Origin of the sequence: Ensifer adhaerens, assembly GCF_028993555.1 — a bacterium.
In the GTDB taxonomy this organism is placed as follows: domain Bacteria; phylum Pseudomonadota; class Alphaproteobacteria; order Rhizobiales; family Rhizobiaceae; genus Ensifer; species Ensifer adhaerens_I.
Genome location: NZ_CP118610.1, coordinates 63,099 through 86,767 on the forward strand (window position 1 = coordinate 63,099; position 23,669 = coordinate 86,767).

General features: G+C 63.0%; 22 protein-coding genes. 10 read left to right on the plus strand and 12 right to left on the minus strand.

Translation table 11 applies throughout. The features are described from left to right. Positions 1–17: 17 nt before the first annotated feature. The 5 genes from PWG15_RS00305 to PWG15_RS00325 form a co-directional block, all read right to left on the minus strand. Complete coding sequence (locus PWG15_RS00305) at positions 18–614, minus strand: hypothetical protein (protein ID WP_275022515.1); 597 nt, start codon at positions 612–614, stop codon at positions 18–20. Then, positions 601–1,794, minus strand: a complete 1,194-nt coding sequence (dapE, locus tag PWG15_RS00310; protein WP_275022516.1) for a succinyl-diaminopimelate desuccinylase — start codon at positions 1,792–1,794, stop codon at positions 601–603. The genes PWG15_RS00305 and dapE overlap by 14 nt, the downstream gene beginning before the upstream one ends. Positions 1,795–2,002: 208 nt before the next feature. Further along, complete coding sequence (locus PWG15_RS00315; protein WP_275022517.1) at positions 2,003–5,188, minus strand: efflux RND transporter permease subunit; 3,186 nt, start codon at positions 5,186–5,188, stop codon at positions 2,003–2,005. 127 nt (positions 5,189–5,315) lie between these two features. Further along, positions 5,316–6,518, minus strand: a complete 1,203-nt coding sequence (locus tag PWG15_RS00320; protein ID WP_275022518.1) for an efflux RND transporter periplasmic adaptor subunit — start codon at positions 6,516–6,518, stop codon at positions 5,316–5,318. An 83-nt stretch (positions 6,519–6,601) separates the two neighbouring features. Next, positions 6,602–7,426, minus strand: a complete 825-nt coding sequence (locus tag PWG15_RS00325) for an alpha/beta hydrolase fold domain-containing protein (protein WP_275022519.1) — start codon at positions 7,424–7,426, stop codon at positions 6,602–6,604. Between the two features lie 140 nt (positions 7,427–7,566). Between PWG15_RS00325 and PWG15_RS00330 the strand changes: the two genes are divergently transcribed. Then, on the plus strand, positions 7,567–8,478 hold the full coding sequence (locus PWG15_RS00330) for a LysR family transcriptional regulator (protein WP_275022520.1): 912 nt from the start codon (positions 7,567–7,569) through the stop codon (positions 8,476–8,478). 3 nt (positions 8,479–8,481) lie between these two features. On the opposite strand, the gene PWG15_RS00335 is transcribed toward PWG15_RS00330, so the two are convergent. After that, complete coding sequence (locus PWG15_RS00335) at positions 8,482–8,904, minus strand: winged helix-turn-helix transcriptional regulator (protein WP_275022522.1); 423 nt, start codon at positions 8,902–8,904, stop codon at positions 8,482–8,484. A gap of 56 nt (positions 8,905–8,960) precedes the next feature. Here PWG15_RS00335 and PWG15_RS00340 point away from each other — a divergent pair, with 56 nt between their 5' ends. Next, a complete protein-coding gene (locus tag PWG15_RS00340; RefSeq protein ID WP_275022523.1) occupies positions 8,961–9,278 on the plus strand; it encodes a DMT family transporter in 318 nt (105 codons plus the stop codon). Positions 9,279–9,366: 88 nt separating this feature from the next. Here the strand turns inward: PWG15_RS00340 and PWG15_RS00345 are convergent, their stop codons facing one another. The 3 genes from PWG15_RS00345 to dapD all read right to left on the minus strand — a co-directional run bounded on the left by PWG15_RS00345 (position 9,367) and on the right by dapD (position 12,723). Further along, positions 9,367–11,337: a DEAD/DEAH box helicase gene (locus PWG15_RS00345; RefSeq protein ID WP_275022525.1), complete on the minus strand. Its 1,971-nt coding sequence runs from the start codon at positions 11,335–11,337 to the stop codon at positions 9,367–9,369. A 139-nt stretch (positions 11,338–11,476) separates the two neighbouring features. Beyond that, positions 11,477–11,860 (minus strand): DUF805 domain-containing protein, encoded by a 384-nt coding sequence (locus PWG15_RS00350; RefSeq protein ID WP_275022527.1) that lies wholly within the window; start codon positions 11,858–11,860, stop codon positions 11,477–11,479. 5 nt (positions 11,861–11,865) lie between these two features. Beyond that, positions 11,866–12,723 (minus strand): 2,3,4,5-tetrahydropyridine-2,6-dicarboxylate N-succinyltransferase, encoded by an 858-nt coding sequence (gene dapD / locus PWG15_RS00355; protein WP_065372254.1) that lies wholly within the window; start codon positions 12,721–12,723, stop codon positions 11,866–11,868. A 366-nt stretch (positions 12,724–13,089) separates the two neighbouring features. On the opposite strand from dapD, the gene PWG15_RS00360 reads away from it, so the two are divergent. Continuing rightward, positions 13,090–13,989 carry an LOG family protein gene (locus tag PWG15_RS00360; RefSeq protein WP_275022528.1) on the plus strand — a complete coding sequence of 300 codons (900 nt, stop codon included), beginning with the start codon at positions 13,090–13,092 and terminating at the stop codon, positions 13,987–13,989. 286 nt (positions 13,990–14,275) lie between these two features. On the opposite strand, the gene PWG15_RS00365 is transcribed toward PWG15_RS00360, so the two are convergent. Together PWG15_RS00365 and PWG15_RS00370 are read right to left on the minus strand one after the other, a co-directional pair. Further along, positions 14,276–14,797: an EF-hand domain-containing protein gene (locus PWG15_RS00365; RefSeq protein WP_275022530.1), complete on the minus strand. Its 522-nt coding sequence runs from the start codon at positions 14,795–14,797 to the stop codon at positions 14,276–14,278. Positions 14,798–14,924: 127 nt separating this feature from the next. Beyond that, positions 14,925–15,638, minus strand: a complete 714-nt coding sequence (locus tag PWG15_RS00370) for a pyrimidine 5'-nucleotidase (RefSeq protein ID WP_275022531.1) — start codon at positions 15,636–15,638, stop codon at positions 14,925–14,927. A gap of 156 nt (positions 15,639–15,794) precedes the next feature. Here PWG15_RS00370 and PWG15_RS00375 point away from each other — a divergent pair, with 156 nt between their 5' ends. The 5 genes from PWG15_RS00375 (at position 15,795) to bchE (ending at position 21,203) form a co-directional block, all read left to right on the plus strand. Beyond that, positions 15,795–16,586, plus strand: coding sequence for a sterol desaturase family protein (locus PWG15_RS00375; RefSeq protein WP_275022532.1), 792 nt, complete (start codon positions 15,795–15,797; stop codon positions 16,584–16,586). A 57-nt stretch (positions 16,587–16,643) separates the two neighbouring features. Then, positions 16,644–17,558, plus strand: a complete 915-nt coding sequence (locus PWG15_RS00380) for an EamA family transporter (RefSeq protein ID WP_275022533.1) — start codon at positions 16,644–16,646, stop codon at positions 17,556–17,558. A gap of 77 nt (positions 17,559–17,635) precedes the next feature. Then, on the plus strand, positions 17,636–18,715 hold the full coding sequence (locus tag PWG15_RS00385; RefSeq protein WP_275022534.1) for a bifunctional transcriptional activator/DNA repair enzyme AdaA: 1,080 nt from the start codon (positions 17,636–17,638) through the stop codon (positions 18,713–18,715). Next, a complete protein-coding gene (locus tag PWG15_RS00390; protein ID WP_275022535.1) occupies positions 18,712–19,482 on the plus strand; it encodes an isocitrate lyase/PEP mutase family protein in 771 nt (256 codons plus the stop codon). Before PWG15_RS00385 ends, PWG15_RS00390 begins: the two co-directional genes overlap by 4 nt. 146 nt (positions 19,483–19,628) lie before the next feature. Beyond that, positions 19,629–21,203 (plus strand): magnesium-protoporphyrin IX monomethyl ester anaerobic oxidative cyclase, encoded by a 1,575-nt coding sequence (gene bchE / locus PWG15_RS00395; protein ID WP_275022536.1) that lies wholly within the window; start codon positions 19,629–19,631, stop codon positions 21,201–21,203. 127 nt (positions 21,204–21,330) lie between these two features. On the opposite strand, the gene argB is transcribed toward bchE, so the two are convergent. Next, entirely contained in the window at positions 21,331–22,218 is an 888-nt protein-coding gene (argB, locus tag PWG15_RS00400; RefSeq protein WP_034797321.1) for an acetylglutamate kinase, read from the minus strand. A 157-nt stretch (positions 22,219–22,375) separates the two neighbouring features. Between argB and PWG15_RS00405 the strand changes: the two genes are divergently transcribed. Together PWG15_RS00405 and PWG15_RS00410 are read left to right on the plus strand one after the other, a co-directional pair. Beyond that, the gene (locus PWG15_RS00405) at positions 22,376–22,915 is read left to right on the plus strand and encodes a sigma-70 family RNA polymerase sigma factor (RefSeq protein ID WP_275022537.1); all 540 of its coding nucleotides are present in this window, start codon (positions 22,376–22,378) and stop codon (positions 22,913–22,915) included. Next, positions 22,912–23,634, plus strand: coding sequence for an anti-sigma factor (locus tag PWG15_RS00410; protein WP_275022538.1), 723 nt, complete (start codon positions 22,912–22,914; stop codon positions 23,632–23,634). The genes PWG15_RS00405 and PWG15_RS00410 overlap by 4 nt, the downstream gene beginning before the upstream one ends. The last annotated feature ends 35 nt before the right edge of the window (positions 23,635–23,669 follow it).

The window sequence follows — 23,669 nt, forward strand, 5'->3', positions numbered from 1 at the left end:
GCGCCTGGTCCCGGAGCTCAGCCCGGGATCAGCCCGAAGAACCGCTGCAGCAGGTCGCCGATCATCATCGACGGAAGCAGGAAGAGCGCCGTCAGAGCCGAGGCAAGCAGCGTCTGGTTGCCCGTCACCGTGCGCAACAGCCGGAAGAGCACGGCGACACTGACGACGAGCAGCGTCAGCCAGATCAGGCTGGTCAGGCCCTGACTACCGGGAATGGTGAGCCGTATCGCCGCCGGGACCGCCATCGCGTAGGAAAGCGGCACGGAGAGCCAGTTGGTGGTGACGATGATCGGAACGACCGCCCCGGCAAAACCGAGCGGACGGGATAAGATGGCGATCAGCACCAGCGGAAGCAGCCAGCTGACGAGATCGACGACCAGCAGCTTGAAGATGAAACCGACGCCGATGGTCGTGCCGGCGGGCATCGCCGAGAGATAATAGAACCGCCACGACGCCCAGGTGACGGCGATCGCCGGCAGACACCAGAGCATCGAGGTAAACGAGCGCCAGAGGCCGCTCTCGCTGAAATCGAGCCAGCGAAAACCCTCCTCATTGCCCTGGGCCAGGAGCCAGAGGCCCTTGATATAGGCAAGAACCTCGTCAAGCAGCGGCATGACCGAACCAGCTTGAGATGAAGGTCTCGTAGATGTTGGTCAGCGTCTCGAGGTCGGCGACGGCAACGCGTTCGTCGACCATATGCATGGTCTGGCCGACGAGGCCAAACTCGACCACGGGGCAATAGTCCTTGATGAAGCGCGCATCCGAAGTGCCGCCGGTCGTCGACAGCTTTGGCTGGCGCCCGGTGACCGCCTCGACCGCGCCCGAGAGCGATGAGATCAGCGCGTTGTTGCGTGTCAGGAACACGTGGCTCGGGCGTTCGGCCCAGGTGACCTCGTAGCGAACGGGTGTACGGTCGGGCCGGAGGCTGCCGCTCGCTGCCGCACGGTCGAGCCGGGCGATGATCTCGGCCATCAGGCTTTCGGCCGTCCAGGTGTCGTTGAAGCGGATGTTGAAGGCCGCAGTCGCCTTGGCCGGGATGACGTTGACGGCGCTGTTGCCGACGTCGATCGTCGTCACTTCGAGGTTCGACGGCTGGAAGCTTTCGGTGCCGTTGTCGAAAGGCGGGTCCATCAGCGCCTGCGTCAGTTGCAGGATGCCGCGCACCGGGCTGTCGGCAAGATGCGGGTAGGCAGCATGCCCCTGAACGCCGTTGACGGTGATGCGGCCGGACAGCGAGCCCCGCCGGCCGATCTTGATCATGTCGCCGAGCTGGTCGGGATTGGTCGGTTCGCCGACGAGGCAGGCATCCCAGCGCTCACCCTTGTCGGCTGCCCATTGCAACAGCTTGGTGGTGCCGTTGATCGCCGGGCCCTCTTCGTCGCCGGTGATGAGAAAGGATACCGAGCCCTTCGGGAGCCCATGCTTTTCGATGTGGCGAGCGATCGCCGCGACGAAACAGGCGATGCCACCCTTCATGTCGACCGCGCCGCGGCCATACATCTCGCCATTGGCGATGTCGGCCGAGAACGGTCCGTGGCTCCAGGCGGCTTCGTCGCCGACGGGAACGACATCGGTGTGACCGGCGAACATCAGATGCGGGCCTTCGCTTCCGAGCCGTGCGTAGAGGTTTTCGATATCGGGCGTTCCGACGTCCTTCGCCATCACGCGATCGACCGCAAAGCCGAGTGGCTTCAGCATGGTTTCGAGCGCGGAAAGCGCGCCGCCTTCTGCCGGGGTGACCGAGGGGCAACGGATGAGAGTGGCGAGGTTTGCGATCGGATCGGTGGGGGTCATCTAACGCTATGCCGTCTGCATGGCCGCATGGGCCTTGGGAATGGAGGCTGCTGGTTTATCCGATCGCCAGCGAACTGTCACGCACGATGGGTGCTACCGCCCAGGATGCAAAACGGCGCTGAACCTGGGCGGAGGCGCAGCGCCGTAGCTTCGACGGGCCGGAGTGATCCGGCCCGCCTGAAGATCGTGAAAGGGAAGCAGAAGGGCGTTATTCTCCCGGCGCCAGATGCGGCGCCTCGATTTGGGCCCCCGTGTGCTTCAGCGGCCGCTCGCCGGCGAGCTTGCGGATCAGCACATAGAAGACCGGCGTCATGAAGATGCCGAAGGCGGTAACGCCGATCATGCCGGCAAAGACCGCGATACCCATGGCCGAGCGCATTTCCGCACCGGCACCGGTCGACATGACAAGCGGCACGACGCCCATGATGAAGGCCATCGAGGTCATCAGGATCGGGCGAAGACGCAGCCGGCTCGCCTCGATCGCAGCCTTCACCGGGGTGCTGCCCGACAGTTCCAGTTCGCGGGCGAACTCGACGATCAGGATGGCGTTCTTCGCCGATAGCCCGACCAGCACGATCAGACCGATCTGAGTGAAGACGTTGTTGTCGCCTCCGGTCAGCCAGACGCCCACCAGCGCCGCCATGATGCCCATCGGCACGATCAGGATGATGGCGATCGGCAGTGTCAGGCTTTCATACTGCGCGGCAAGCACGAGGTAGACGAGCAGCAGCGCCAGCGGGAAGACCAGGATGCCGGAGTTGCCCGCCAGGATCTGCTGGTAGGTCAGGTCCGTCCATTCGTAGCCGATGCCCGGTGGCAGGGTTTCAGCAGCGATCCTCTCGATGGCCGCCTGTGCCTGGCCGGACGAGAAGCCCGGTGCCGGGCCGCCATTGATGTCGGCGGACAGGAAGCCGTTGTAGCGGATCGCCCGTTCGGCGCCGACCGTCTGCTCGACCTTCAGGAGCGCCGACAGCGGGATCATCTCGCCGGACTGCGAACGCACCTTCAGCTTGCCGATGTCGTCGGCATGGCTGCGGTAATTGGCATCTGCCTGGATGCGCACGCTGTAGGTGCGGCCAAAGGCGTTGAAGTCGTTGACGTACAGCGAGCCCAGGTAGATCTGCAGGGTCTCGAAGACGTCGGTGACGGCCACGCCGAGCTGGCGCGCCTTCACGCGGTCGAGGTCGGCATAGAGCTGCGGCACGTTTATCTGGTAGCTCGAATAGAGCCCCGCCAGTTCCGGCGTCTGGTAGGCCTTGGCGAGGAAGGCCTTGGCCGCCTCGTCGAGCGCTTGGTAGCCGAGGCCGTTCTTGTCCTCGAGCTGCAGCTTGAAGCCGCCTGTCGTGCCGAGACCCTGAACGGGCGGCGGCGGGAACATGGCGATGAACGCATCCTGGATCGCGCCGAATTCCTGGTTGAGCTGCATGGCGATCGCGCCGCCGGACAGTTCGGGCGACTTGCGTTCCTCGAAGGGCTTGAGCGCGACGAAGACGATGCCGGAGTTCGACGAGTTGGTGAAGCCGTTGATCGACAGGCCCGGGAAGGCGATGGCGTTTTCGACGCCCGGGTGCTTGAGCGCGATCTCGCTCATGCGCTTGATCACGTCTTCCGAGCGGTCAAGCGTCGCTGCATCGGGAAGCTGGGCAAAGCCGATCAGGTACTGCTTGTCCTGTGCCGGCACGAAGCCGCCGGGGACCGCGCGAAACAGCGTGAAGGTGACGCCGAGAAGCAGGACATAGACGACCATGATCAGCGACTTGCGCGTCAGGATGCGTCCGACGCCGCGGCCATAGGCTTCCGAACTTGCACCGAAGAACCGGTTGAAACCGCGGAAGAACCAGCCGAACAGCCTGTCCATCACCCGCGTCAGCCAGTCCTTGGGCGCGTGGTGGTCCTTTAAGAGAAGGGCGGCCAGTGCCGGCGACAGCGTCAGCGAGTTGAGGGCGGAGATCACCGTCGAGATCGCGATCGTCAGCGCGAACTGGCGATAGAACTGGCCGGTAAGCCCGGTGATGAAGGCGAGCGGCACGAACACGGCGACGAGCACCAGCGCGATTGCGATGATCGGGCCGGAGACTTCCTGCATGGCGCGATAGGTCGCCTGGACCGGCGACAGACCTTGCTCGATGTTGCGTTCGACGTTTTCCACCACGACGATTGCGTCGTCGACGACGATGCCGATCGCCAGCACCAGGCCGAAGAGGCTGAGCGCATTGATCGAGAAGCCGAAGACATACATCACCGCGAAGGTGCCGACGATCGAAACCGGAACGGCAACGAGCGGAATGATCGACGCGCGCCAGGTCTGCAGGAAGATGATGACGACGAGCACGACAAGGGCGATGGCTTCAAGCAGGGTGTCGACGACCGATTCGATCGAAGCGCGCACGAACTGGGTCGTGTCGTACACGATGCTGTAGTCGACGCCTTCGGGCATGGTGAGTTTCAGCTCGGCCATGGCCTTGCGCACGTCGTCGGAAATCTGGATCGCGTTCGACCCAGGAGCCTGGAAGACCGCCATGCCGACGGCGGGCTTGTTGTCGAGCAGTGAGCGCAGCGAGTAGTCGGACGCGCCCATCTCGACGCGGGCGACGTCGCCGAGTCGGGTCACTTCGCCTTGGGCGCCGGATTTGACGACGATGTTCTCGAAGTCTTCGGGCGTCTGCAGGCGGCCCTGCGCGTTGACGGAAAGCTGCAGGTCGAGACCGGGCACGGACGGTGAAGCGCCGATGACGCCAGCCGCCGCCTGTACGTTCTGGCCGCGTACCGCATTGGCGACATCGCCTGCGGCAAGGCCACGCTCGGCCGCCTTCTGCGGGTCGATCCAGATGCGCATCGAATAGTCGCCGCCGCCGAAGATCTGCACCTGGCCGACACCTTCGATGCGAGCCAGCCGATCCTTGACGTTAAGCACACCATAGTTGCGCAGATAGTTGATGTCGTACTGGCCGTTCGGCGAAAGCAGGTGCACGACCATGGTCAGGTCGGGCGAGCTCTTGACGGTGGTGACGCCAAGGCGGCGCACCTCCTCTGGCAGCCGCGGCTCGGCCTGCGAGACGCGGTTCTGCACGAGCTGCTGGGCCTGGTCCGGGTCGGTCCCGAGCGCGAAGGTGACGGTCAGCGTCATCAGGCCGTCGGCGGTCGCCTGGCTCTGCATGTAGAGCATGTCTTCGACGCCGTTGATCTGTTCTTCAAGCGGCGTCGCCACCGTCTCGGCGATAACGGCCGGGTTGGCGCCCGGATACTGCGCGCGCACGACGATCTGCGGCGGGACGACTTCCGGATATTCGGAGATCGGCAGACCGGTCATGCCGATCAGGCCGGCCACGAAGATCAGGACCGAAAGGACGCCCGCGAAGACCGGGCGGTCGACGAAGAAGCGTGAGAAATTCATGGTATCCCCCTTGGGATGAGTTCGGCAGACCTCGACTGTGCGCGGCGAAGAGCGTCGCCGCGCGGCAAGGTGTCTGCTGAGTGATGCCTGGGCCGCCTCTTCACACCGGGCAAAGAGGCGCTTCAGATTACTTGGCGATCGAAGCGGTCGTTTCCTCGACCTGCTGCGGCGCGACGACGACGCCGGGGCGAACCCGCTGCAGACCGTTGACGACAATGTTCTCGCCGGTTTTCAGGCCGCTTTCGACGATGCGCAGACCATCGGAATTCGGCCCGAGCTTCACCTGGCGGTACTCGACCTTGTTGTCGGTGCCGACGACGAAGACGAACTTCTTGTCCTGGTCGGAGCCAATGGCCCGGTCGCTGATCACGAGCTTTTCCTCGGGATCCGGCTCGCCGATGCGGATGCGGACGAACTGTCCGGGGATCAGCTTGCCTTCGGCATTTTCGAGCGCAGCGCGTACCCGGATCGTACCGGTTGCTGCATCCACCTCGTTGTTGATGAGCTGGATGTGGCCCGTGATCGGCGTGCCTTCGTCGGCAGCCGTGCCAACCTGGACCGGAAGGCGCTCGATCGCGTTGCCGCCGGCCGAAGCCGCGAGCTTGGCTAGCGCTGTCGTGACGACCTCTTCGCTGGCGTTGAAGCTCGCATAGATCGGATCGACCGAGACGAGCGTGGTGAGCACCGGCGAGGCGGAGCCGGCGGCGACAAGGTTGCCGGCGGTTACGTCAAGCCGTCCGACGCGGCCGGAGATCGGCGCCCGTACCTCGGTATATTGCAGGTCGAGTTCGGCGGTACGCAGCGCCGCCTTGGCCGAGCGCACTTCCGCCTGGGCCTCGTCATAGGCGCTGGCGCGCTGGTCGACGCTGCTCTGCGGCACGGCGCTGGTGGTTACCAGCTTTCGGCCGCGCTCGAGTTCGATCTTGGCAAGCGCCACGCGCGCTTCGGCTGCCTCGACCTGGGCCTTCGCCCGTTCGACGGCCGCGGCATAGGGCTCCGGATCGATGGTCACCAGCAGGTCGCCCTGCTTGACCAGTGCACCTTCGCGGAAATGTGCCTTGAGGATGGCGCCACCGACCCGTGGGCGAACCTCGACCCGCTCGATCGCTTCGAGCCGGCCGGAGAATTCTTCCCAGGTGGTGATGCGCTTGGACTGCGCCCGCGACACCGAGACCGGCACGGCCGGAGGCGGCGCCGCGGCGGTCTCGGTTGCGGCGTCGGCCTCGAAATGCTGCGGCAGGCCGAGCATGACGGCACCACCACCGGCGACAGACAAAAGGATACTCAGGCCGGCGCCCCAGAGGGCCCGACGGGTCACTGTCGATGTCATCTTTTCTCTCCTTGCCGGTTGGGAGCCGGCGCTTTGCTTTCGACGTCAGATCGGGGGATGGGCTGGGTGACCGCTGCCCGCGTCTAACGCACCGTCATTTCCGCCGGCTTTGCCCCCGCCTTCTGGAAGAAGCGGGAGAAGATGCCGGTAATTTCTTGCTGCTGCGTCGCCCAGCTTTCCTTGGCGACCGTGTTTTGCGGGAGCCATCCGGCGCGGCCGGGCAGGACGTGAGATTCGACCGTCACGCCCGCCTTGCGCAGGCGCTCGGCATAGGCTTCGGTCTCGTCACGCATCGGACACTCCTCGCTGGTGAGGATCAGCGAGGGCACCAGGCCGGCGAGCCGCGTGCAGTGGGCCGGCGCGGCGTAGGGGTGGGTGAAGCCACCGCTTTGCCCGAGGTAACGCTGCCAGCCGTCGGCGATCGATTGCGCCGAGGACTGCGGACAGTATTGCCTGAACGATTCCGTCGCCAGGCACGGATCGAGCATCGGAGAAAGCAGGATCTGTCCCTTGAGATCGGTCAGATACTGGTCACGCGCCATCAGCGCGGCGCCGGCGGCAACATTGCCGCCCGCCTCTTCGCCGGCCACGAACAGCGACGACTTCTTGTGCGCGTACTGCGGGCAGCGCGAGCGCATCGACGACAACATGGCATAGGCGACATCAAGTGCTGCGGGAAACGGATTGAGGCAGGCTGCCGAATATTCCGGCGAGATCACCACGGCTCCAGCCGCCGCAAGTGCCTCGGCGACGCGCTCACCGGCGGCGATCGTTCCGCCCATGAAGGAGCCGCCATGCAGGTGCAGCACGACCGGTGGCGGATTGAGCAAAGCTTCGCCGCGGTAGACGCGTGCCGTGCAGCAGCCTTGGCCGGTCTGCATCGTCTCCACTTTGAACTGTTCGCCCATCTCTCTTGCCTTCGGCCCGAGCTCAACCCACATGTGGCGACAACACGCCACGGTAGGAGAATAACATTGTCTTCTGTCTGGAATAGTCTTTTCAAACTGACTACACTATTCGTATTCTCGAACAATCACGGCTCTTGAAAATGGACCAGCTCACGGCCATGCGTGCGTTCCTCCGGGTCGTCGAAACCGGAAATTTTACCCGCGCCTCCGCTTCGCTGAATATGCCCAAGGCGACCCTCACCAATCTCATTCAGGGGTTGGAGGCGCATCTGCGCACGAAGCTCCTGAACCGAACCACGCGCCGGGTGCTGGTGACGCCGGATGGTGCGCTTTACTACGAACGCGCCGCCCGCCTCCTGACGGATCTCGATGAGCTCGACGGCAGCCTTTCGAGTGCCCAGACGCTGCCGAAGGGGCGACTGCGGGTGGAGATGGCAAGCGCGATTGCCAACCTGATCGTCATCCCGGCCCTGCCTGAGTTTCACAAGCGTTATCCCGACATCCAGATTGATCTCGGCGTTTCCGATCGCACGGTCGACTACGTGGCGGAGAATGTCGATTGCGCCATTCGCGTTGGCACGCTCACCGACCAGTCGCTGATCGCGCGGCGCATCACCGAGATGAGCTTCGTTGCCTGTGCGGCACCCGACTACCTCTCGCGCCATGCGATACCACAGCACCCGTCGGACCTCTCGAAGAACTGCTATGTCGTCGGCTATTTCCGGCCGCAAACCGGACAGCAGATGCCGTTCTATTTCAAGCGTGGCAACGAGGAGATCGAGGTGAATGGCCGCTACACGGTGGCGGCCAATGAATCGACCACCTACCTCGCCGCCGCCCGTGCCGGTCTCGGCGTCATCCAGGCGCCGCGTTTCATGGTGCGCGAGGATCTCATATCGGGGGCCATGCGCCCTGTTCTTGAGGATTGGGAGGTCGAATCCATGCCGATCTATCTGGTCTATCCGCCAAACCGGCACTTGAGCAGCCGCCTGCGCGTCTTTGCGGACTGGGTGGTCAAGGTGGTCGCCCAATCGCAGCTCGATGCCGCCTGAGCTTCACTTGCGGCGCTCGGCGTCATAACGCTCGCGGGCGGCGTCGAGTGTCCCGAAATGCGTTTCCGCCCAACGGTCGAGCACCAACAGGGTTTCGCTGAGCGACCGGCCGACCGGGCTCAGGCTGTATTCCACATGCGGCGGCACGGTCTTCTTGTCCTCGCGGATGACTAAGCCGTTTCGTTCCAGGTCCTTCAGCGTCTGAGTCAGCATCTTCTGCGAGATGTCGCCGAGCCGACGCATCAGCGCGGCATTGCGCATCGGCCCTTCTTCGAGCGCCGAAATGAGCAGCATCGGCCACTTGCCGGCGATCAGCTCCAGCGCATGGCGTGACGAACAGGTCGGATCGAAGACGTCGGGGACGGACATCGCGGGCGCTGGCTTGTCGGGATTTTCCATAGTTACCAAAAGGTGCGTAATTGTCATTCGGTGCCTATGCTACCAGCTTGTTCGTCATGTGAGAATTCCAAACGGAGACGAACATGGCATGGATCATTCTAATAGCGGCGAGCCTGATCGAGATCGTCATGGGGCTGGCTCTGAAGTATGCGGAGGGCTGGACGAAACTGGTGCCGAGCGTGATCGGTATCACGGCGGCGCTCGGCAGCGTCTACCTCCTGACGATCGCCATGCGCGATCTGCCGGCCGGCACCGCCTACGCCGCCTGGACCGGCATCGGCTCGGTTGGCATTACGGTGCTCGGCATCGTGCTCTTCGGCGACCCGGTCTCCTTCATGCGCGTCACCTGCATCGCGATGATCATCGTCGCTGTCGCCGGTCTTCGTTTCCTGGAAGCCTGAGACCACATCGCCCGCACTGCTCACGAAAAAAACGCCACGATAGGATCGCGGCGCTTTTTGATTGTCTATGAACTCTGCCCGTGTCGGCTTAGCCCTGGCGGTTCTTGGCGTTGCCCTTCGGCTTGGTCTTGGGCTTGAAGCCGCCGTCCTTGCCGGCGTCCGGCTTGCCCTTCTTCTTGTTGCTCCAGGGCTTGTCGGCAGCCTTTGCCGGTGGACGGTCCTCGGTATAGGCCGGTCCCTCAGAGTAGCCGGCCTTCTTTTCGAACTTGCGCTTCGGCTTGAAGTCGCCGCGATCATCACCGCGTGCCGCATCGTCGGAATAGGGGCGCTTCTTGGCAAAGGCCGGCTTGTCCTTGGAGAAGCTCGGTTTGTCCTTGGAATAGCCAGGCTTTTCCTGCCTTTGCTGCGAAAGGTCCGGCGCACCGGCGAGCGGCTTCACGCGGATGCCCTTCTCCAGCATCTTGTCCTTGCCGATCGCCGACAGGAACCGTTCGGCGCCATCGGCGGTCATCTCGACGAAGGTTTCTTCCTGTTGCATGCGGATGGCGCCGATGTCGCGCTTCGTCAGCTTGCCGTGACGGCACAGCATCGGGATCAGCCAGCGCGGCTCGGCGCTCTGCTTGCGGCCGACGGACAGCGAGAACCAGCTGCCGTCGCTGAAATCCGCGCGCTCTGCGCCAAAATCCTCGCGCGGTGCACGGTCATCGCGTGGTGCGCGTTCGTCGCGGCGCGGCTTGGCGCCAACGGCAACCTCGATCAGGTCTTCCGGTGCCGAGCGGCCAGAACGGAACTGGCGCACGAAGGCGGCGGCCATCTGTTCAGCACCGTGGCGCTCGAGAAGGGCCGCAACGATCGACTGTTCGTCCTCGCGGATCGGCTCGGCAAAGCTCGTGTCGGCAAGCAGGCGTTCGTCGTCACGCTGGCTGACCTCGTCGGCCGACGGTGGGCGTGCCCAGGTGGCGGTGATCCGGCCGCCGTCGAGCAGGCGCTCGGCCTTGCGCCGCTGGTTGACCGGCACGATCAGTGCGCTCACGCCCTTCTGGCCGGCACGTCCGGTACGGCCGCTCCGGTGAAGCAGCGTCTCGGAGTTGGTCGGCAGGTCGGCGTGAATGACCAGTTCCAGGCCAGGGAGGTCGATACCGCGTGCAGCAACGTCGGTCGCGATGCAGACGCGGGCGCGACCGTCGCGCATCGCCTGCAGCGCATGGGTGCGTTCGTTCTGGCTGAGCTCGCCCGACAGCGCCACCACCGAGAAACCGCGGTTGTTGAAGCGGGCCGTCAGATGGTTGACGGCGGCGCGGGTCGAACAGAAGACGATCGCGTTTCGAGCTTCATAGTAGCGCAGCACGTTGATGATCGCGTTTTCGCGATCGTTCGGAGCAACCGTCAGTGCGCGGTACTCGATGTCGACATGCTGCTTCTGTTCGGACGCGGTGCTGATGCGCACGGCGTCGCGCTGGTAGTTCTTGGCAAGCGTCGCGATCGACTTCGGCACGGTCGCCGAAAACATCAGCGTGCGGCGGTCTTCGGGAGACTCTTCAAGAATGAATTCGAGATCTTCGCGGAAGCCGAGGTCGAGCATCTCGTCGGCCTCATCGAGCACGATGGCACGCAGCGAGGAAATGTCGAGCGAGTTGCGGCGGATATGGTCGCAAAGGCGGCCGGGCGTGCCGACGACGATGTGCGCGCCGCGTTCCAGCGCACGCTTCTCGGTGCGCATGTCCATGCCGCCGACGCAGGAAGCAATGGTCGCGCCGGTTTCTCCGTAGAGCCATTCGAGTTCGCGCTTCACCTGCAGCGCCAGTTCCCGCGTCGGGGCGATCGCCAGCGCCAGCGGTGCGCCGGCCGAGCCGAAGCGGCGCTCGTCACCCAGCAAGGTTGGCGCGAGCGCAAGGCCGAAGGCGACCGTCTTGCCGGAACCGGTCTGCGCCGAGACCAGCGCGTCCCTGCCGGCCAGCTCCGGGTCGCGCATCGCCTTTTGAACCGGCGTCAATTCGTTGTAACCGCGTTTTGCCAACGCCTCGGCGATCGCAGGCGCGATCCCTTCGAACTCAGTCATATCTTGTCTTTCGGATTTCGGTCGTCATGCCCAGGACGATCGGATCGTCATTGGCGCGAATTGCCGTGGCCAGCACGTCGCGGGCCTGTCATGGCGCGCTACATACGCGCTCGCACGGTTCTTGTACAGGGGCGAAGGGTCAGGGGCCGGGTTCGTCGCTGCGCGCGCCGAATTCATTGGGTCCCGGCTCGCCCGGCCACAGGCAAAGAGCGATGAAAACCACGGGGCTCAGGACAGGAATGAACAGGCAGAGCGAGAGCGGTCCGGGGTAGCCGATGTCGTGCAGACGCTTGATCGCCAGCACGGCGATCGAGGGCAGAGAGACGATCGCCGAGATGGCGAACGCCAGGGTCCAGAGGGTCAGCGCCGTCTCATGTTCTTCATTGGCAACCATCCTGGCGACGATGAAGCCGCCGATCAGGAACCAGAACAGCCAGGACAGGAAGAAGGGCAAGCGGCCGATGCGACCGGAGGGGCTGAAGAACAGCCAGATCATGCTCGGCTGCGGCCCCTCCGGTGTCATCGAAATCAGTCCCGAAGCAGTTCGTTGATGCCGGTCTTGGAGCGGGTCTTTTCATCGACACGCTTGACGATGACGGCGCAATAGAGGTTCGGTGCCGGCTGGCCGTTGCCCATCGTCGAGCCGGAAGGCATGGAGCCTGCGACGACGACGGAATAGGGCGGCACTTCGCCATAGGTCACTTCGCCGGTGGCGCGGTCGACGATCTTGGTAGACTTGCCGATGAAGACGCCCATGCCGAGGACCGAGCCCTCGCGCACGATGCAGCCTTCGACGACTTCCGAGCGGGCGCCGATGAAGCAATTGTCCTCAATGATCGTCGGTCCGGCCTGCATCGGCTCCAGTACGCCGCCGATGCCGACGCCGCCCGAAAGGTGCACGTGTTTGCCGATCTGAGCGCAGGAGCCGACGGTCGCCCAGGTATCGACCATCGTGCCTTCGCCGACATAGGCGCCGAGGTTGACGAAGGACGGCATCAGGATCGCGTTGGGGGCGATATAGGCCGAGCGGCGCACGACGCAGTTCGGTACGGCGCGGAAGCCGGCCTTCTCGAATTCGTTGACGCTCCAGCCGTCGAACTTCGACGGAACCTTGTCCCACCAGACGGACTGGCCAGGTCCACCCTTGACGATTTCCATCGGGTTAAGGCGGAAGGAGAGCAGCACCGCCTTCTTCAGCCATTGATTGACCGTCCACACGCCATCCTCGCCGCGCTGGGCAACCCGGACCTTGCCGCTGTCGAGCAGATTGAGCGCCGTCTCGACGGCATCGCGCACTGCGCCGCGCGTTCCGGTGTTCACGGAATCGCGGTCTTCAAAGGCGGTCTCGATCGTCTGCGACAGGGAGGTGAGGTCGTGGTTCGTCATCGGAATTCCTTAAAGTTCGGCGGTTATCCTGCGAAAGCTCTACTGCATAATTCCTCAAATCGGAATCGATTTAAGGACAAAAATATGCAGCAGAGCTAGGTGCTGCAGCGATCTTGACACGTCCTGGCGGACGGGCGGTGCTGTAGAACGCAATCCTGAAAAGTTGAAGGGCTTTTCAGGCCGATGCGCTTGCCCGGGGTTGGCAAATCCGGGCGATTCCTGCACTACAGCGCCGCGCACCCGTTCGGGCGCGCAAGGGGCGCGCAGCGCATTGGTGCGCTTGCGACCTTCATGACCGAGGATTGAGGATAGGACGCGTCTGGACGAGATGCCGATTGTCCGGAACGCGACGGGAAAGACGACACGATGGCACGCATGAAGAAGCGCGCACTGCGCCGCAAGGACGGGGTCTGGGATCCACTGGCCGACAGCTCGCAGAGCCGGCAACGCGCACAGACCGTTCCGCTTACGCCGCAATCGGCTTCGCCTTCCTACCGTCTCGCCTATATCGACGACGATTTTCTCTGCCGCGAGGAGTTGCGCCCGATCCGGCTGCAGCTTGAGCTGCTGAAGACCGAAATGATGCTGGAAGAGCGCGGCATCAACTCGACCGTGGTGATGTTCGGCGGCGCCCGCATCCCCGAGCCCGGCGGCGATGCCTGGGCGGCAAAGAATGAGACGCAGCGCAAGAACCTCGAAGCGGCCTCGGTCTATTACGAAGAAGCGCGCAAGTTCGCGCGGATCTGCTCCGAACATTCCGCCAAGCTCGGCCACAAGGAATATGTCGTCGTCACCGGCGGCGGACCGGGCGTAATGGAGGCGGGCAACCGCGGCGCCGATGATGTCGGTGCGCCGTCGATCGGCCTCAACATCGTGCTGCCGCATGAGCAGGCGCCGAACCGTTTCGTGACGCCCGAACTGTCGTTCAATTTCCATTACTTCGCCATCCGCAAGATGCATTTCCTCTTGCGCGCCAAGGCCGTCACCGTTTTCCCCGGTGGCTTCGGCACGCTCGATGAGCTCTTTGAAACGATGACGCTGATGCAGACCGGACGCCTGGCGCTGGTGCCGCTCATCCTCTTCGGCGAAAAGTTCTGGCGCTCGATCGTGAACTTCGAAGCGCTGGCCGAGTTTGGCACGATCGCACCCAATGACATCGATCTGGTGCAGTTCGTCGAAACGGCTGATGAGGCCTGGGAGATCATTTCCCGCTTCTACGAAACCGTCGATCCGAAGTCGGTGCCGATGGCGAACGGGCGGCGTTAACGCTTGCAGCATGTCTCCTTAAATCGACTTCGATTTCCAGGACGAAGGCATGCAGCAAAACAAACAGCGACTGCGACCTTTGCGCGTCTGATAGGACGCGCGGCGCTGTAGCCTTCGCCGGATGAAACGAAGACGCCGTGCACCATAGCTGGTGCACGGCGTCTTCGTTTTTTGGGGGGGGCTTTTTGGAGTTCACGCCTCCCCCCGGCATCGCGTCCGATGCGAGGGGGAGGCGCCACGCAGACGACACGCCCTACCGGGCGGGAGAGGGTGCCGCCATCCGGATTCAGATCTTCTTGGTGAAGTCGGCTGCGTCGATGACGCCGTCGCCATTCTTGTCGTGTCGCTTGAACATGGCCTCGGCGGCGCTCGCAACCTCGCTGGTGCTCAGGGAGCCGTTGCCGTCGGTGTCGACGCGCTTGAAGGCTTTCGGTCGCAGACCCGGCAGCATGGCGGGGTGAACTTCCTTGAGCTTGGCAAGGGCCGTTTCGCGCTCGGCGCCGGTCTTGTCCTTGGCCTCCTTCCAGGCCTTGCGTGCGTCGCGGAAGGCTTCGCGTTTTGCGTTCATCTCATCCGCGCTGATCTGGCCATCACCATTGGTGTCGAATGTCTTAAAGTTGGTGGTGATCTGCGCCTTGAACTCGGCGAGCGAAACCTTCTGGTCCTTGTCGCTGTCGAGCCGCTGGATCATGCGCTCGGCCCGCTGTTCCGGCGTCAGCTTTTCGCGCGCTGCAAAGGAGGGAGCGGCCATTCCGGTGACGGCAACGGCGAGCGCGGTCACACCGAGGATCAGGTTCTTTTTCGGCATCATGCTTCCTTTCGGTCGGGTTGTCCCTGATCGAAAGGATAGACGTCGGCGCCGGCCTTACCAGTTAAACTTTTGTAATTTAAGTCATTGGCCGGAAAGAGGTTTTTTGCCGGCCAAATTGTGACGGTCAGACATTTGAGAGGACGTTGCGCAGGAAGCGGGTGAGGTCCTCAGTCACGTAGTCGATCTGCTCGTCGGTATCGTTCGACTTCTCCCAGGACTCCGCAAATGTGTATTCGAGGTTCTGCGGGACCAGCAGCACCGTCTTCATGCCGAGCGCCTTCGGCACCAGGAGGTTGCGCGGCAAGTCCTCGAACATCACGGCATTCCGGGTGTCGACCCGGTGCAGGCTCATGAACTTGTCATAGGTTTCACCAGCCGGCTTCGGCACGAAATCGGCCGCGACGATGTCGAAGATGTCGTCGAAATGGTCGAGGATCCCGAGCGCGCGCGCGGTCATCTGCGCATGCGCGACACTGCCGTTGGTGAAGATGAACTTGCGGCCGGGAAGCGCCTTGATGGCCTCGCCGAGTGCCGGGTCGGCCGGAACGATCGAATAGTCGATCGCATGCGCCTGCTCGAGGAACTCGTTCGGGTCGATGCCGTGATGGATCATCAGGCCTTTGAGCGTCGTGCCGTGGTCGCGGTAGTAGTCTTTCTGCAGCTTCTTCGCATCGGCCGGGTCCAGCGACAAGAGCTTCGCCACATAGGCCGTCATGTTGCGGTCGATTTGCGCAAACAGGTTGACGTGGTGCGGATAGAGCGTGTTGTCGAGGTCGAACACCCAGTCGGTGACATGGGCGAAGTCGGAATGGTTCGGCAGGCGGTCGAGCTTTTTCATGATCGCCTTATGACATGGGGAAAGGTGGCGGCAAATGAGAAAAATGCAAATCGCCGTTCGGGCCGCAATGTTGGCGCATAGAATTCCACTTTGAATTGTCAAACCGGCGTGGCATCTTCCGGCACGCGGTTTTGGCTCGGGGGAAAACAGGTGCCAATGTCGGACGAACTTTTCTATCTGCTGTTTCTGTTCGGATTCTACTCGTTCACCGTCGTGACCTATTTCGCGCTCGGCTACGGCATCACCTGGCTCAACGAGCGCAATCCCGAGCGAAAGATCCAGAAGGGACGCGGCTCCGACAAGCGGCGCAAGGCCGAGATCCGCCAGAGCCTGGCATCGATGTTCAGCGCCTGCCTGCCGCTGACGATCGGTCTCTATGCGCAGCAGAAAGGCTGGGCGCCGGCACCCTGGGATTTCAGCTGGTGGTGGGCCGTGCCGCTCTTCGTGCTCAGCATGATCCTCTACGATGCCTGGTTCTATTTCATGCACCGGCTGCTGCACACCAAGTGGCTCTATCCGCTGCACGCCCTGCATCACAAAAGCGTCGCGCCGACGATCTGGAGCACCTATTCGGAAGATGTCTTCGACAACTTCCTGCTTCAGAGCTTTTCCGCCGTCGTCGTTTTCGTCGTGCCGTTTCCTCCGGCGATCCTCATCGGGCATAGGCTGTTCGAGCATTTCAACGGCATGATCGGGCATTGCGGCTTCGAGTACTTCGCCACGTCGACGGCCCGTTATCCGTCTCCCCTGTTGTGCACGACTTTTCATGACCAGCATCATTCAGGCTTCAAATATAACTACGCCAACTATTTCTCGTTCTGGGATCGTGTGCTCGGCACGCTCGCGCCCAACTACGATCAGCGCGTGAAGACGTTTGAGGACGAGGCACCGCGGATCACGGTCAGTCCGTCCGTTGTGCTTGCCGAGGCCCGGGAAAAGGCGGACTGAAACGCTGGAGGGCGCGGGGCCTTGGCAATGCCTCGAGCCGCGTGCTAGCTCGCAGCCATGGAAACCTGGGTTCTCATCACCGTCGCCGCGGCCTTCCTTCAGAACGTCCGCTCCGCAATGCAAAAACACCTGAAAGGCGTCATGGGCACGACGGGCGCGACCTTTGTGCGCTTCGGCTTCGGCCTGCCATTCGCCTTCCTCTATCTGTTTCTGCTCTGGCAGGTGGCCGGCCGCCCGCTGCCGGTCCCGAATAGCACCTTCTTCCTTTGGGCGGTGATTGGCGGCTTGGCGCAGATCGCGGCGACCTTCCTGCTCGTCCACCTCTTCTCCTTCCGCAACTTCGCCGTCGGCACCGCCTATTCCCGCACCGAGCCGGCGCAGGCGGCGGTGTTTGGCCTGATTTTTCTCGGTGAAAAGGCAAGCCAGGGAACCCTGGTGGCAATCGCCATCTCGGTGGTCGGCGTAATGCTGATCTCGGTGGCGCGCACGACCTTGAGCGCGCGCACGCTCTTGACCTCGGTGTTCAGCCGCACGGCCGGCATCGGTCTGCTGTCAGGCACGTTCTTCGGTCTTTCGGCCGTTTCCTATCGTTCGGCCTCGCTGGCGCTGGCCCCGAGCCTTCCAGCGCCCGACTACATCATGCAGGCGAGCTATACGCTCGGATTCGTCATTCTGCTGCAGACAGTGGTCATGCTGATCTGGATCGTGCTTCGCGAGCGTGACGAGCTGCCACGCATCGCGGCCGCCTGGAAGCCCGCCTTCGTCGTCGGCTTCGTCGGTGCATCCGCCTCCTTCGGCTGGTTCATGGCGATGACGCTGCAGCAGGCGGCGGTCGTCAAGGTCGTGGCGCAGGTGGAAATGCTCTTCACCTTCGCCTCGTCCTTCTTCATCTTCCGCGAATGGATCAACCGGCTCGAACTTTTCGGCTGCTTGCTGATCGTGCTCGGCGTAGTGATGCTCGTGCTGATCTGAAAACGCGTGCTGACCTGCAAAAAATAGACGCCCGAAAACCGGCGTCTTCCGACCTGTGGTCGTGGTAGAACGCCAGCATGTTGTTCGATCTTCCCTCCGATGAAACGCTCTACGACGCATTGATTGCGCGAAGCAGCGAATACGAAGGTTCTGCCTTCGTCTGCGTCAAGACGACAGGCGTCTTCTGCCGCCTGTCCTGCCCGGCCCGCAAGCCGAAGCGGGAAAACACGATCTTCGTCGGCTCGATCGGCATCTGCCTGGAGACGGGGTTCCGTCCCTGCCAGCGCTGCCGTCCGCTCGCCACCTTCGGTGCCAAGGATCCGATGGTGCGAGAGTTGCTGCAGGCGCTGGAAGCAGCACCGGAGAGGCGCTGGAGCGAGGGCGACCTTGTTCGTCGCGGCTTCGATCCCTCGACGGTCCGGCGCGCCTTCAAGCGCAGCCTCGGCATTACCTTCCTTGATCTCGCACGGCACCGACGCTTGGGCCTGGCTGCACGGCAGCTCGCCGACGGAGGGCGCGTGATCGACGCTCAGCTCGAAGCCGGCTACGAATCGCCGAGCGGCTTTCGTGCCGCCTTCCAGCGCTTGCTCGGCGATCCGCCGGCCGCCGCTTTGGGGCGGGAGCTGCTCTTCTTCGATTGGCTCGAGACGCCGATCGGCCCCATGGTTGCAATCGGCGACGCCACACATCTGCATCTGCTCGAGTTCCACGATCGCAAGGCATTGCCGACGGAACTCGCGGCGCTGAAGCGAGCGACGCGCTCGGCGATTGTCCCCGGCAGGACGGCGCCGATCGACCGGATCGAAGGCGAGTTAAAGGCCTATTTCGCGGGCGATATGGGCGCATTCCAAACGCCGCTTGCGCCCGGCGGGACACCTTTTGAGCGCAACGTCTGGGAGAAGCTTGTAAAAATTCCCGCCGGCGGAACGCGGTCTTATGGTGACATTGCCCGCGAGGTCGCTACGATCCAGTCCGCGCGCGCCGTGGCCCATGCCAACGGGTCCAACCGGATCGCCATCGTCATTCCCTGCCACCGCTGCCTTGGCGCGGACGGTTCGCTCACGGGTTATGGCGGTGGGCTCTGGCGGAAACAGTGGCTGCTCCGGCACGAAGCAAAAGCGAAACCTGTCAGCCCGTTCGTGGAGGAAACGCAATGAACCAGAAGGAAAAGGCGCTCGCCTTTGCCGCCCTGCATAAAAAGGGCGATCCGGTGGTGCTCTACAACATCTGGGATGCCGGCAGCGCCAAGGCGGTGGCCGAGGCTGGCGCCAAGGCGCTTGCCACCGGCAGCTGGTCGGTGGCTGCTGCCCATGGCTTCGGCGATGGCGAGAAGGTGCCGATGGCGTGGCTTGCCGATGTCTCGCGGCTGATCGTTGCCTCGACGGAGCTGCCCGTTACGGTGGACTTCGAGGGCGCCTATTCCGACGATCCGGCGACGGGTGCTGCCAATGTCTCCCGCATCCTCGATGCCGGTGCCATCGGCATCAACTTCGAGGACCAGGTGGTCGGCAAGGGCGGCGTGCACGCGGTCGAGAAGCAGGCGGCCCGTATCCGTGCGATCCGCGAGATGGCCGACAGGCGCGGCATTCCGCTGTTCATCAATGCCCGCACCGACGTGTTCCTGCAGGAGAGTGACGAGACGAAGCACGCCGGCCTCGTCGATGAGGCGATCGCCCGCGGCAAGGCGTTCGCCGAAGCAGGCGCGAACGGCTTCTTCGTACCGTGGCTGGTGGACGAAGCGCTGATCGCCAAGGTCTGCGCCGCCTCGAGCCTGCCGGTCAACATCATGATGCGCCCCGCAGCACCCGATTTGAAGACGCTCGCCCAGGCCGGCGTTTCCCGCGTCAGCTACGGCCCGGGGCCCTACCGGGCAATGATGGAAAAATTGAAAGCCGCGGCGACGGAGATCTACGCGCCACGCTGATGACGGCGCACTTGCGTGCCGTGCGGCGCACGGTACGCCATCTTACCGCGAAATCGTACGGTTTCAGCCACAGCCTGGAGCTGATGTTTCCGCAATCTTCAGTTTTATCATGTCTCTGCCAGGGCTTTCCGGCACAGAGGCAGCGAATGAAGATTGTCCTTCTCAATCCGCCACATACGGCCATAGGTAGCCGCATCCCAGACGACCATCTGCCACCCCTTGGCCTTCTGGCCGTTGGCGGACCGCTCATCGACGACGGGCATGACGTGCGGCTCGTCGATTGTGAGTTCGTGCCATTGGGTCTTGCCGATAGCGTCGCGCGCGCTCTGGATGATCGCCCCGATCTCATACTGATCGGCCACTCCGGGTCGACATCCGCGCATCCGACGGCGATCCGCATCGCGGCCGACATCAAAGCGGCTGCCCCGTCCATCAAAGTGGTTTATGGCGGTGTTTTCCCCACCTATCATTGGCGCGATGTCCTCAGTGAAACGGGTGTCTTCGACTATATCGTCAGAGGAGAGGGCGAGGAGACGGTGCGGCTGCTCGTCGCTGCCTTGGCGAATTCGGGTTCTCTCGGTGACATCCCCGGTATCGCCTATCGCACCGATGACGGGACGCCGATTGCCACGCGACCGGCGCAGGCGATTTCGGATCTCGACGCTTATCGCATCGGCTGGGAACTGATCGATCACCGGGACTACAGCTACTGGGGCGGCAAACGAGCCGTGGTCCTGCAGTTTTCAAGGGGATGTCCGCACCTCTGCAATTACTGCGGCCAACGCGGCTTCTGGACGCGTTGGCGTCACAGGGATCCGGTCGCCTTCGCAAAGGAGATTGCGCGCCTCTATCGTGAGGACGGCGTCGAACTGATCAATCTTGCCGACGAGAACCCGACGTCGTCACGCAAGGCTTGGCTTGCCTTTCTGAACGCGATGGTCGCCGAGAACGTACCGGTGCAGATCGTCGGTTCGACGCGGGCAGACGATATCGTGCGTGACGCCGACATCCTGCATCTTTATCGCAAGGCCGGTGTCGTTCGCTGGCTGCTCGGCATGGAAAACACCGATGACGCGACGCTGCGACTGATCAAGAAGGGCGGAACGACGACGAGCGATCGCCAGGCGATCGCACTCCTGCGCCAACACGACATCCTCTCGATGGCCACCTGGGTGGTCGGCTTCGAGGAGGAACGCTTGAGCGATCTTTGGCGCGGGTTCAAACAGTTGCTGTCCTATGACCCGGATCAGATCCAGGCCCTGTATGTGACGCCGCATCGGTGGACACCGTTCTTCGGCTTGGCCAAGGACCGGACGGTTATCGAGCCTGACATCCGCAAATGGGACTATAAGCATCAGGTGCTCAGGATGAAGCACCTGCGTCCGGCGGTGCTCTTCTGTTGCGTCAAGCTGATCGAGGTTGCTGTCCAGGCGCGTCCGAGGGCCTTGGCGCGTATTCTCTTTCATCGTGACGGGCAACAGCGCCACTCAATGCGCTGGTATACCCGCATGGGGCGAAGGGTCTGGTTCCATGAACTCTACGAGTTCATATTCCGACGCCGGCATCTCGATGCCGGGCCGTCTCTTCAGGAATTCTGGGGAGCGCCCCAGGAGGCGGAAGAAGAAAGCATGCTGCCGCCGCAGAGACGACGCCTGCAGAAAACGGCAGCAGCCTCGAACTCCGTGCGTTCAGATGAGGGCACAAAGCGCGCTTTGATCTAGAGCATCTCCTCCGCTTTCAAGGAGACCACTTGAAAGCGGGATGCTCCAGAGCAACTCCGGGGAACGAACGCATCGTCGGTGCAGGATCATCCCATTGTCTCGATGAAGCAATGGAATGATCTCCGGATCAGGGCACGATCAGCGTGCCGGCGCCGCGTTCGGTGAAGATTTCGAGCAGCACCGAATGGGCGGTCTTGCCGTTGAGGATGACGACGCCCTGGACGCCTGCCTTGATCGCGTCGATGCAGGTCTCGACCTTCGGGATCATGCCACCGGAAATCGTGCCGTCGGCGATCAGCGCGCGGGCCTGGGATACCGACAGTTCCTTGATCAGGTTGCCCTGCTTGTCGAGCACGCCGGGAACGTCTGTCAGGAACAAGAGGCGCGTGGCGTTCAGCGCACCGGCGATGGCGCCGGCGAAAGTGTCGGCGTTGATGTTGTAGGTGTGGCCGTCACGGCCGGGTGCCACCGGCGCGATCACCGGAATCATCTCCGAACGGGCGAGCAGGTCGATCAGCGTGCGGTCGACTTCGACCACTTCGCCGACGAAGCCGAGATCGAGTACGCGCTCGATATTACTGTCCGGATCCTTGACGGTCTTGCGCGCCTTTTCGGCGAAGACCATGTTGCCGTCCTTGCCGCAAAGACCGATCGCCCATTCGCCCGTCTGGTTGATGAGGGCGACGATCTCCTTGTTGATCGAGCCGGCAAGCACCATCTCGACGATCTCGACGGTCTTTTCGTCGGTAACGCGCAGGCCGCCCTCGAACTTCGATTCGATGCCCATCTTCGTCAGCATCGCGCCGATCTGCGGGCCGCCGCCATGCACGACGATCGGGTTGACGCCGGATTGCTTCAGGAGTGCGATGTCGCTGGCAAAGGCACGGCCGAGCTCGCTGTTGCCCATGGCGTGGCCGCCATATTTGACGACGATCGTCTTGTTTTCGTAGCGCTGCATGTAGGGCAGGGCCTGGGTAAGCAGGCGTGCCTGGATTTCACTTTCATTGGCGGACATGGCGGACCCTCGAAAAATACCGGCTGCTGTTTAGCGCAAGTTCCGGACCGATGGAATGATCGGCGAGCAATATAAAGCCGGAATGACGGACATGGCTGGCGCATTGTGATCCGCGCCCTATCTCTGTTTGCGGACGTGGTTTTGGGGCGTACGCCGGATGATCGACGAGGATATAGCCGAGTTGCTTGGTCGCGTCTCGCTTGGCGATCGCGACGCCTTCGCCGAACTCTACCGGCAGACGAGCCCGAAACTCTTCGGCATCTGCTTTCGTATCCTCGGAAATCGGGTTGAAGCGGAAGAAGCGCTGCAGGAAATCTACGTCAAGATCTGGCAGCGGGCTGGCCGATTTTCCCAAGGGCAGGCGGCGGCGACGGCCTGGCTTGCGGCCGTGGCACGCAATCAGGCGATCGACGGCGTCAGAGCGCGAAAACCGGCCGCCAACGCGATTGACGAAGCCTACGATTTGGCTGATCCTGCTGCCGATCCGGAAAAATCGGCGGTCGTCAGAGCAGAGGGCAGGCGGATCGATGCCTGCATGGAGGAGCTTGAGAAGGACCGCGCGGAGGCGGTTCGGCGTGCCTATGTCGAAGGTCTGAGTTACCAGGAACTGGCGGATACCTTCGCCGTGCCGCTGAACACGATGCGGACTTGGTTGAGGCGCAGCCTCATGAAGTTGCGAGAGTGTATGGAGCGATGACGACACCAACCCCAGAGGGCCGAGACTTCCGCCGCGATGAGGTGATCGCCGGCGAATATGTGCTCGGCGTGTTGTCCGCCGACGACCGCCGCAAGGTTGAGGCTCGCCTTGCTTCCGATCGCAACTTCGCCGCCATGGTCGACCGCTGGCAGAGCAATCTCTCATCCTTCGATGAGGCTTATGATGCGGTGGTGCCCCCACCCAGAACCTTTTCGGCAATCGAACGGCGGCTCTTCGAGACGGTGCGGCCCGAGCCGGTCGCGCCGCGCCGTGGGCTGTGGAACTCGCTGACGCTTTGGCGGAGCCTAGCACTGGCCTCGCTTGCCGCTGTCACGGTCATGGGCGCTTCGCTCGCCGGCCTGTTCAACGCGCCGTTGGGCGGCACGTCCCTTGTCGCGGAAATGACAGGAAAAGGCACTGCCATCGATCTCGTCGCCCACTTCGACCGGACATCGGGGCGGCTGAAGGTAACGCCGGTCGCAGCAAGGCAGGCGGAACAGAAATCGCTCGAGCTCTGGCTGATCAATGGCAACAATCCGGCGATCTCGCTCGGCGTGCTGCCCCAGTCCGGCGAAGGCGAGATCGCCGTTCCATCGGCCTACCAGTCGAGAATTTCGACGGGCTCGGTCCTTGCCGTCAGCGTCGAGCCGCTGGGTGGATCACCGACCGGATCAGCGACCGGGCCGATCATCGCGCTCGGCAAGGCGCGAAACCTCTAATCCGCCACAGAGCAAGAATTACCATTTCTTATCAG

Coding starts and splice junctions, on each gene's coding strand:
- PWG15_RS00325 (WP_275022519.1), bottom strand. CDS start 7,426: ATGGGCGAACAGTTCAAAGTGGAGACGATGCAGACCGGCCAAGGCTGC.
- PWG15_RS00410 (WP_275022538.1), top strand. CDS start 22,912: ATGACGACACCAACCCCAGAGGGCCGAGACTTCCGCCGCGATGAGGTG.
- bchE (WP_275022536.1), top strand. CDS start 19,629: ATGAAGATTGTCCTTCTCAATCCGCCACATACGGCCATAGGTAGCCGC.
- PWG15_RS00390 (WP_275022535.1), top strand. CDS start 18,712: ATGAACCAGAAGGAAAAGGCGCTCGCCTTTGCCGCCCTGCATAAAAAG.
- PWG15_RS00340 (WP_275022523.1), top strand. CDS start 8,961: ATGGCATGGATCATTCTAATAGCGGCGAGCCTGATCGAGATCGTCATG.
- PWG15_RS00405 (WP_275022537.1), top strand. CDS start 22,376: ATGATCGACGAGGATATAGCCGAGTTGCTTGGTCGCGTCTCGCTTGGC.
- PWG15_RS00380 (WP_275022533.1), top strand. CDS start 16,644: ATGGAAACCTGGGTTCTCATCACCGTCGCCGCGGCCTTCCTTCAGAAC.
- PWG15_RS00335 (WP_275022522.1), bottom strand. CDS start 8,904: ATGACAATTACGCACCTTTTGGTAACTATGGAAAATCCCGACAAGCCA.
- PWG15_RS00320 (WP_275022518.1), bottom strand. CDS start 6,518: ATGACATCGACAGTGACCCGTCGGGCCCTCTGGGGCGCCGGCCTGAGT.
- PWG15_RS00345 (WP_275022525.1), bottom strand. CDS start 11,337: ATGACTGAGTTCGAAGGGATCGCGCCTGCGATCGCCGAGGCGTTGGCA.
- PWG15_RS00370 (WP_275022531.1), bottom strand. CDS start 15,638: ATGAAAAAGCTCGACCGCCTGCCGAACCATTCCGACTTCGCCCATGTC.
- PWG15_RS00385 (WP_275022534.1), top strand. CDS start 17,636: ATGTTGTTCGATCTTCCCTCCGATGAAACGCTCTACGACGCATTGATT.
- PWG15_RS00375 (WP_275022532.1), top strand. CDS start 15,795: ATGTCGGACGAACTTTTCTATCTGCTGTTTCTGTTCGGATTCTACTCG.
- PWG15_RS00305 (WP_275022515.1), bottom strand. CDS start 614: ATGCCGCTGCTTGACGAGGTTCTTGCCTATATCAAGGGCCTCTGGCTC.
- PWG15_RS00315 (WP_275022517.1), bottom strand. CDS start 5,188: ATGAATTTCTCACGCTTCTTCGTCGACCGCCCGGTCTTCGCGGGCGTC.
- PWG15_RS00360 (WP_275022528.1), top strand. CDS start 13,090: ATGGCACGCATGAAGAAGCGCGCACTGCGCCGCAAGGACGGGGTCTGG.
- argB (WP_034797321.1), bottom strand. CDS start 22,218: ATGTCCGCCAATGAAAGTGAAATCCAGGCACGCCTGCTTACCCAGGCC.
- PWG15_RS00350 (WP_275022527.1), bottom strand. CDS start 11,860: ATGACACCGGAGGGGCCGCAGCCGAGCATGATCTGGCTGTTCTTCAGC.
- PWG15_RS00365 (WP_275022530.1), bottom strand. CDS start 14,797: ATGCCGAAAAAGAACCTGATCCTCGGTGTGACCGCGCTCGCCGTTGCC.
- dapE (WP_275022516.1), bottom strand. CDS start 1,794: ATGACCCCCACCGATCCGATCGCAAACCTCGCCACTCTCATCCGTTGC.
- dapD (WP_065372254.1), bottom strand. CDS start 12,723: ATGACGAACCACGACCTCACCTCCCTGTCGCAGACGATCGAGACCGCC.
- PWG15_RS00330 (WP_275022520.1), top strand. CDS start 7,567: ATGGACCAGCTCACGGCCATGCGTGCGTTCCTCCGGGTCGTCGAAACC.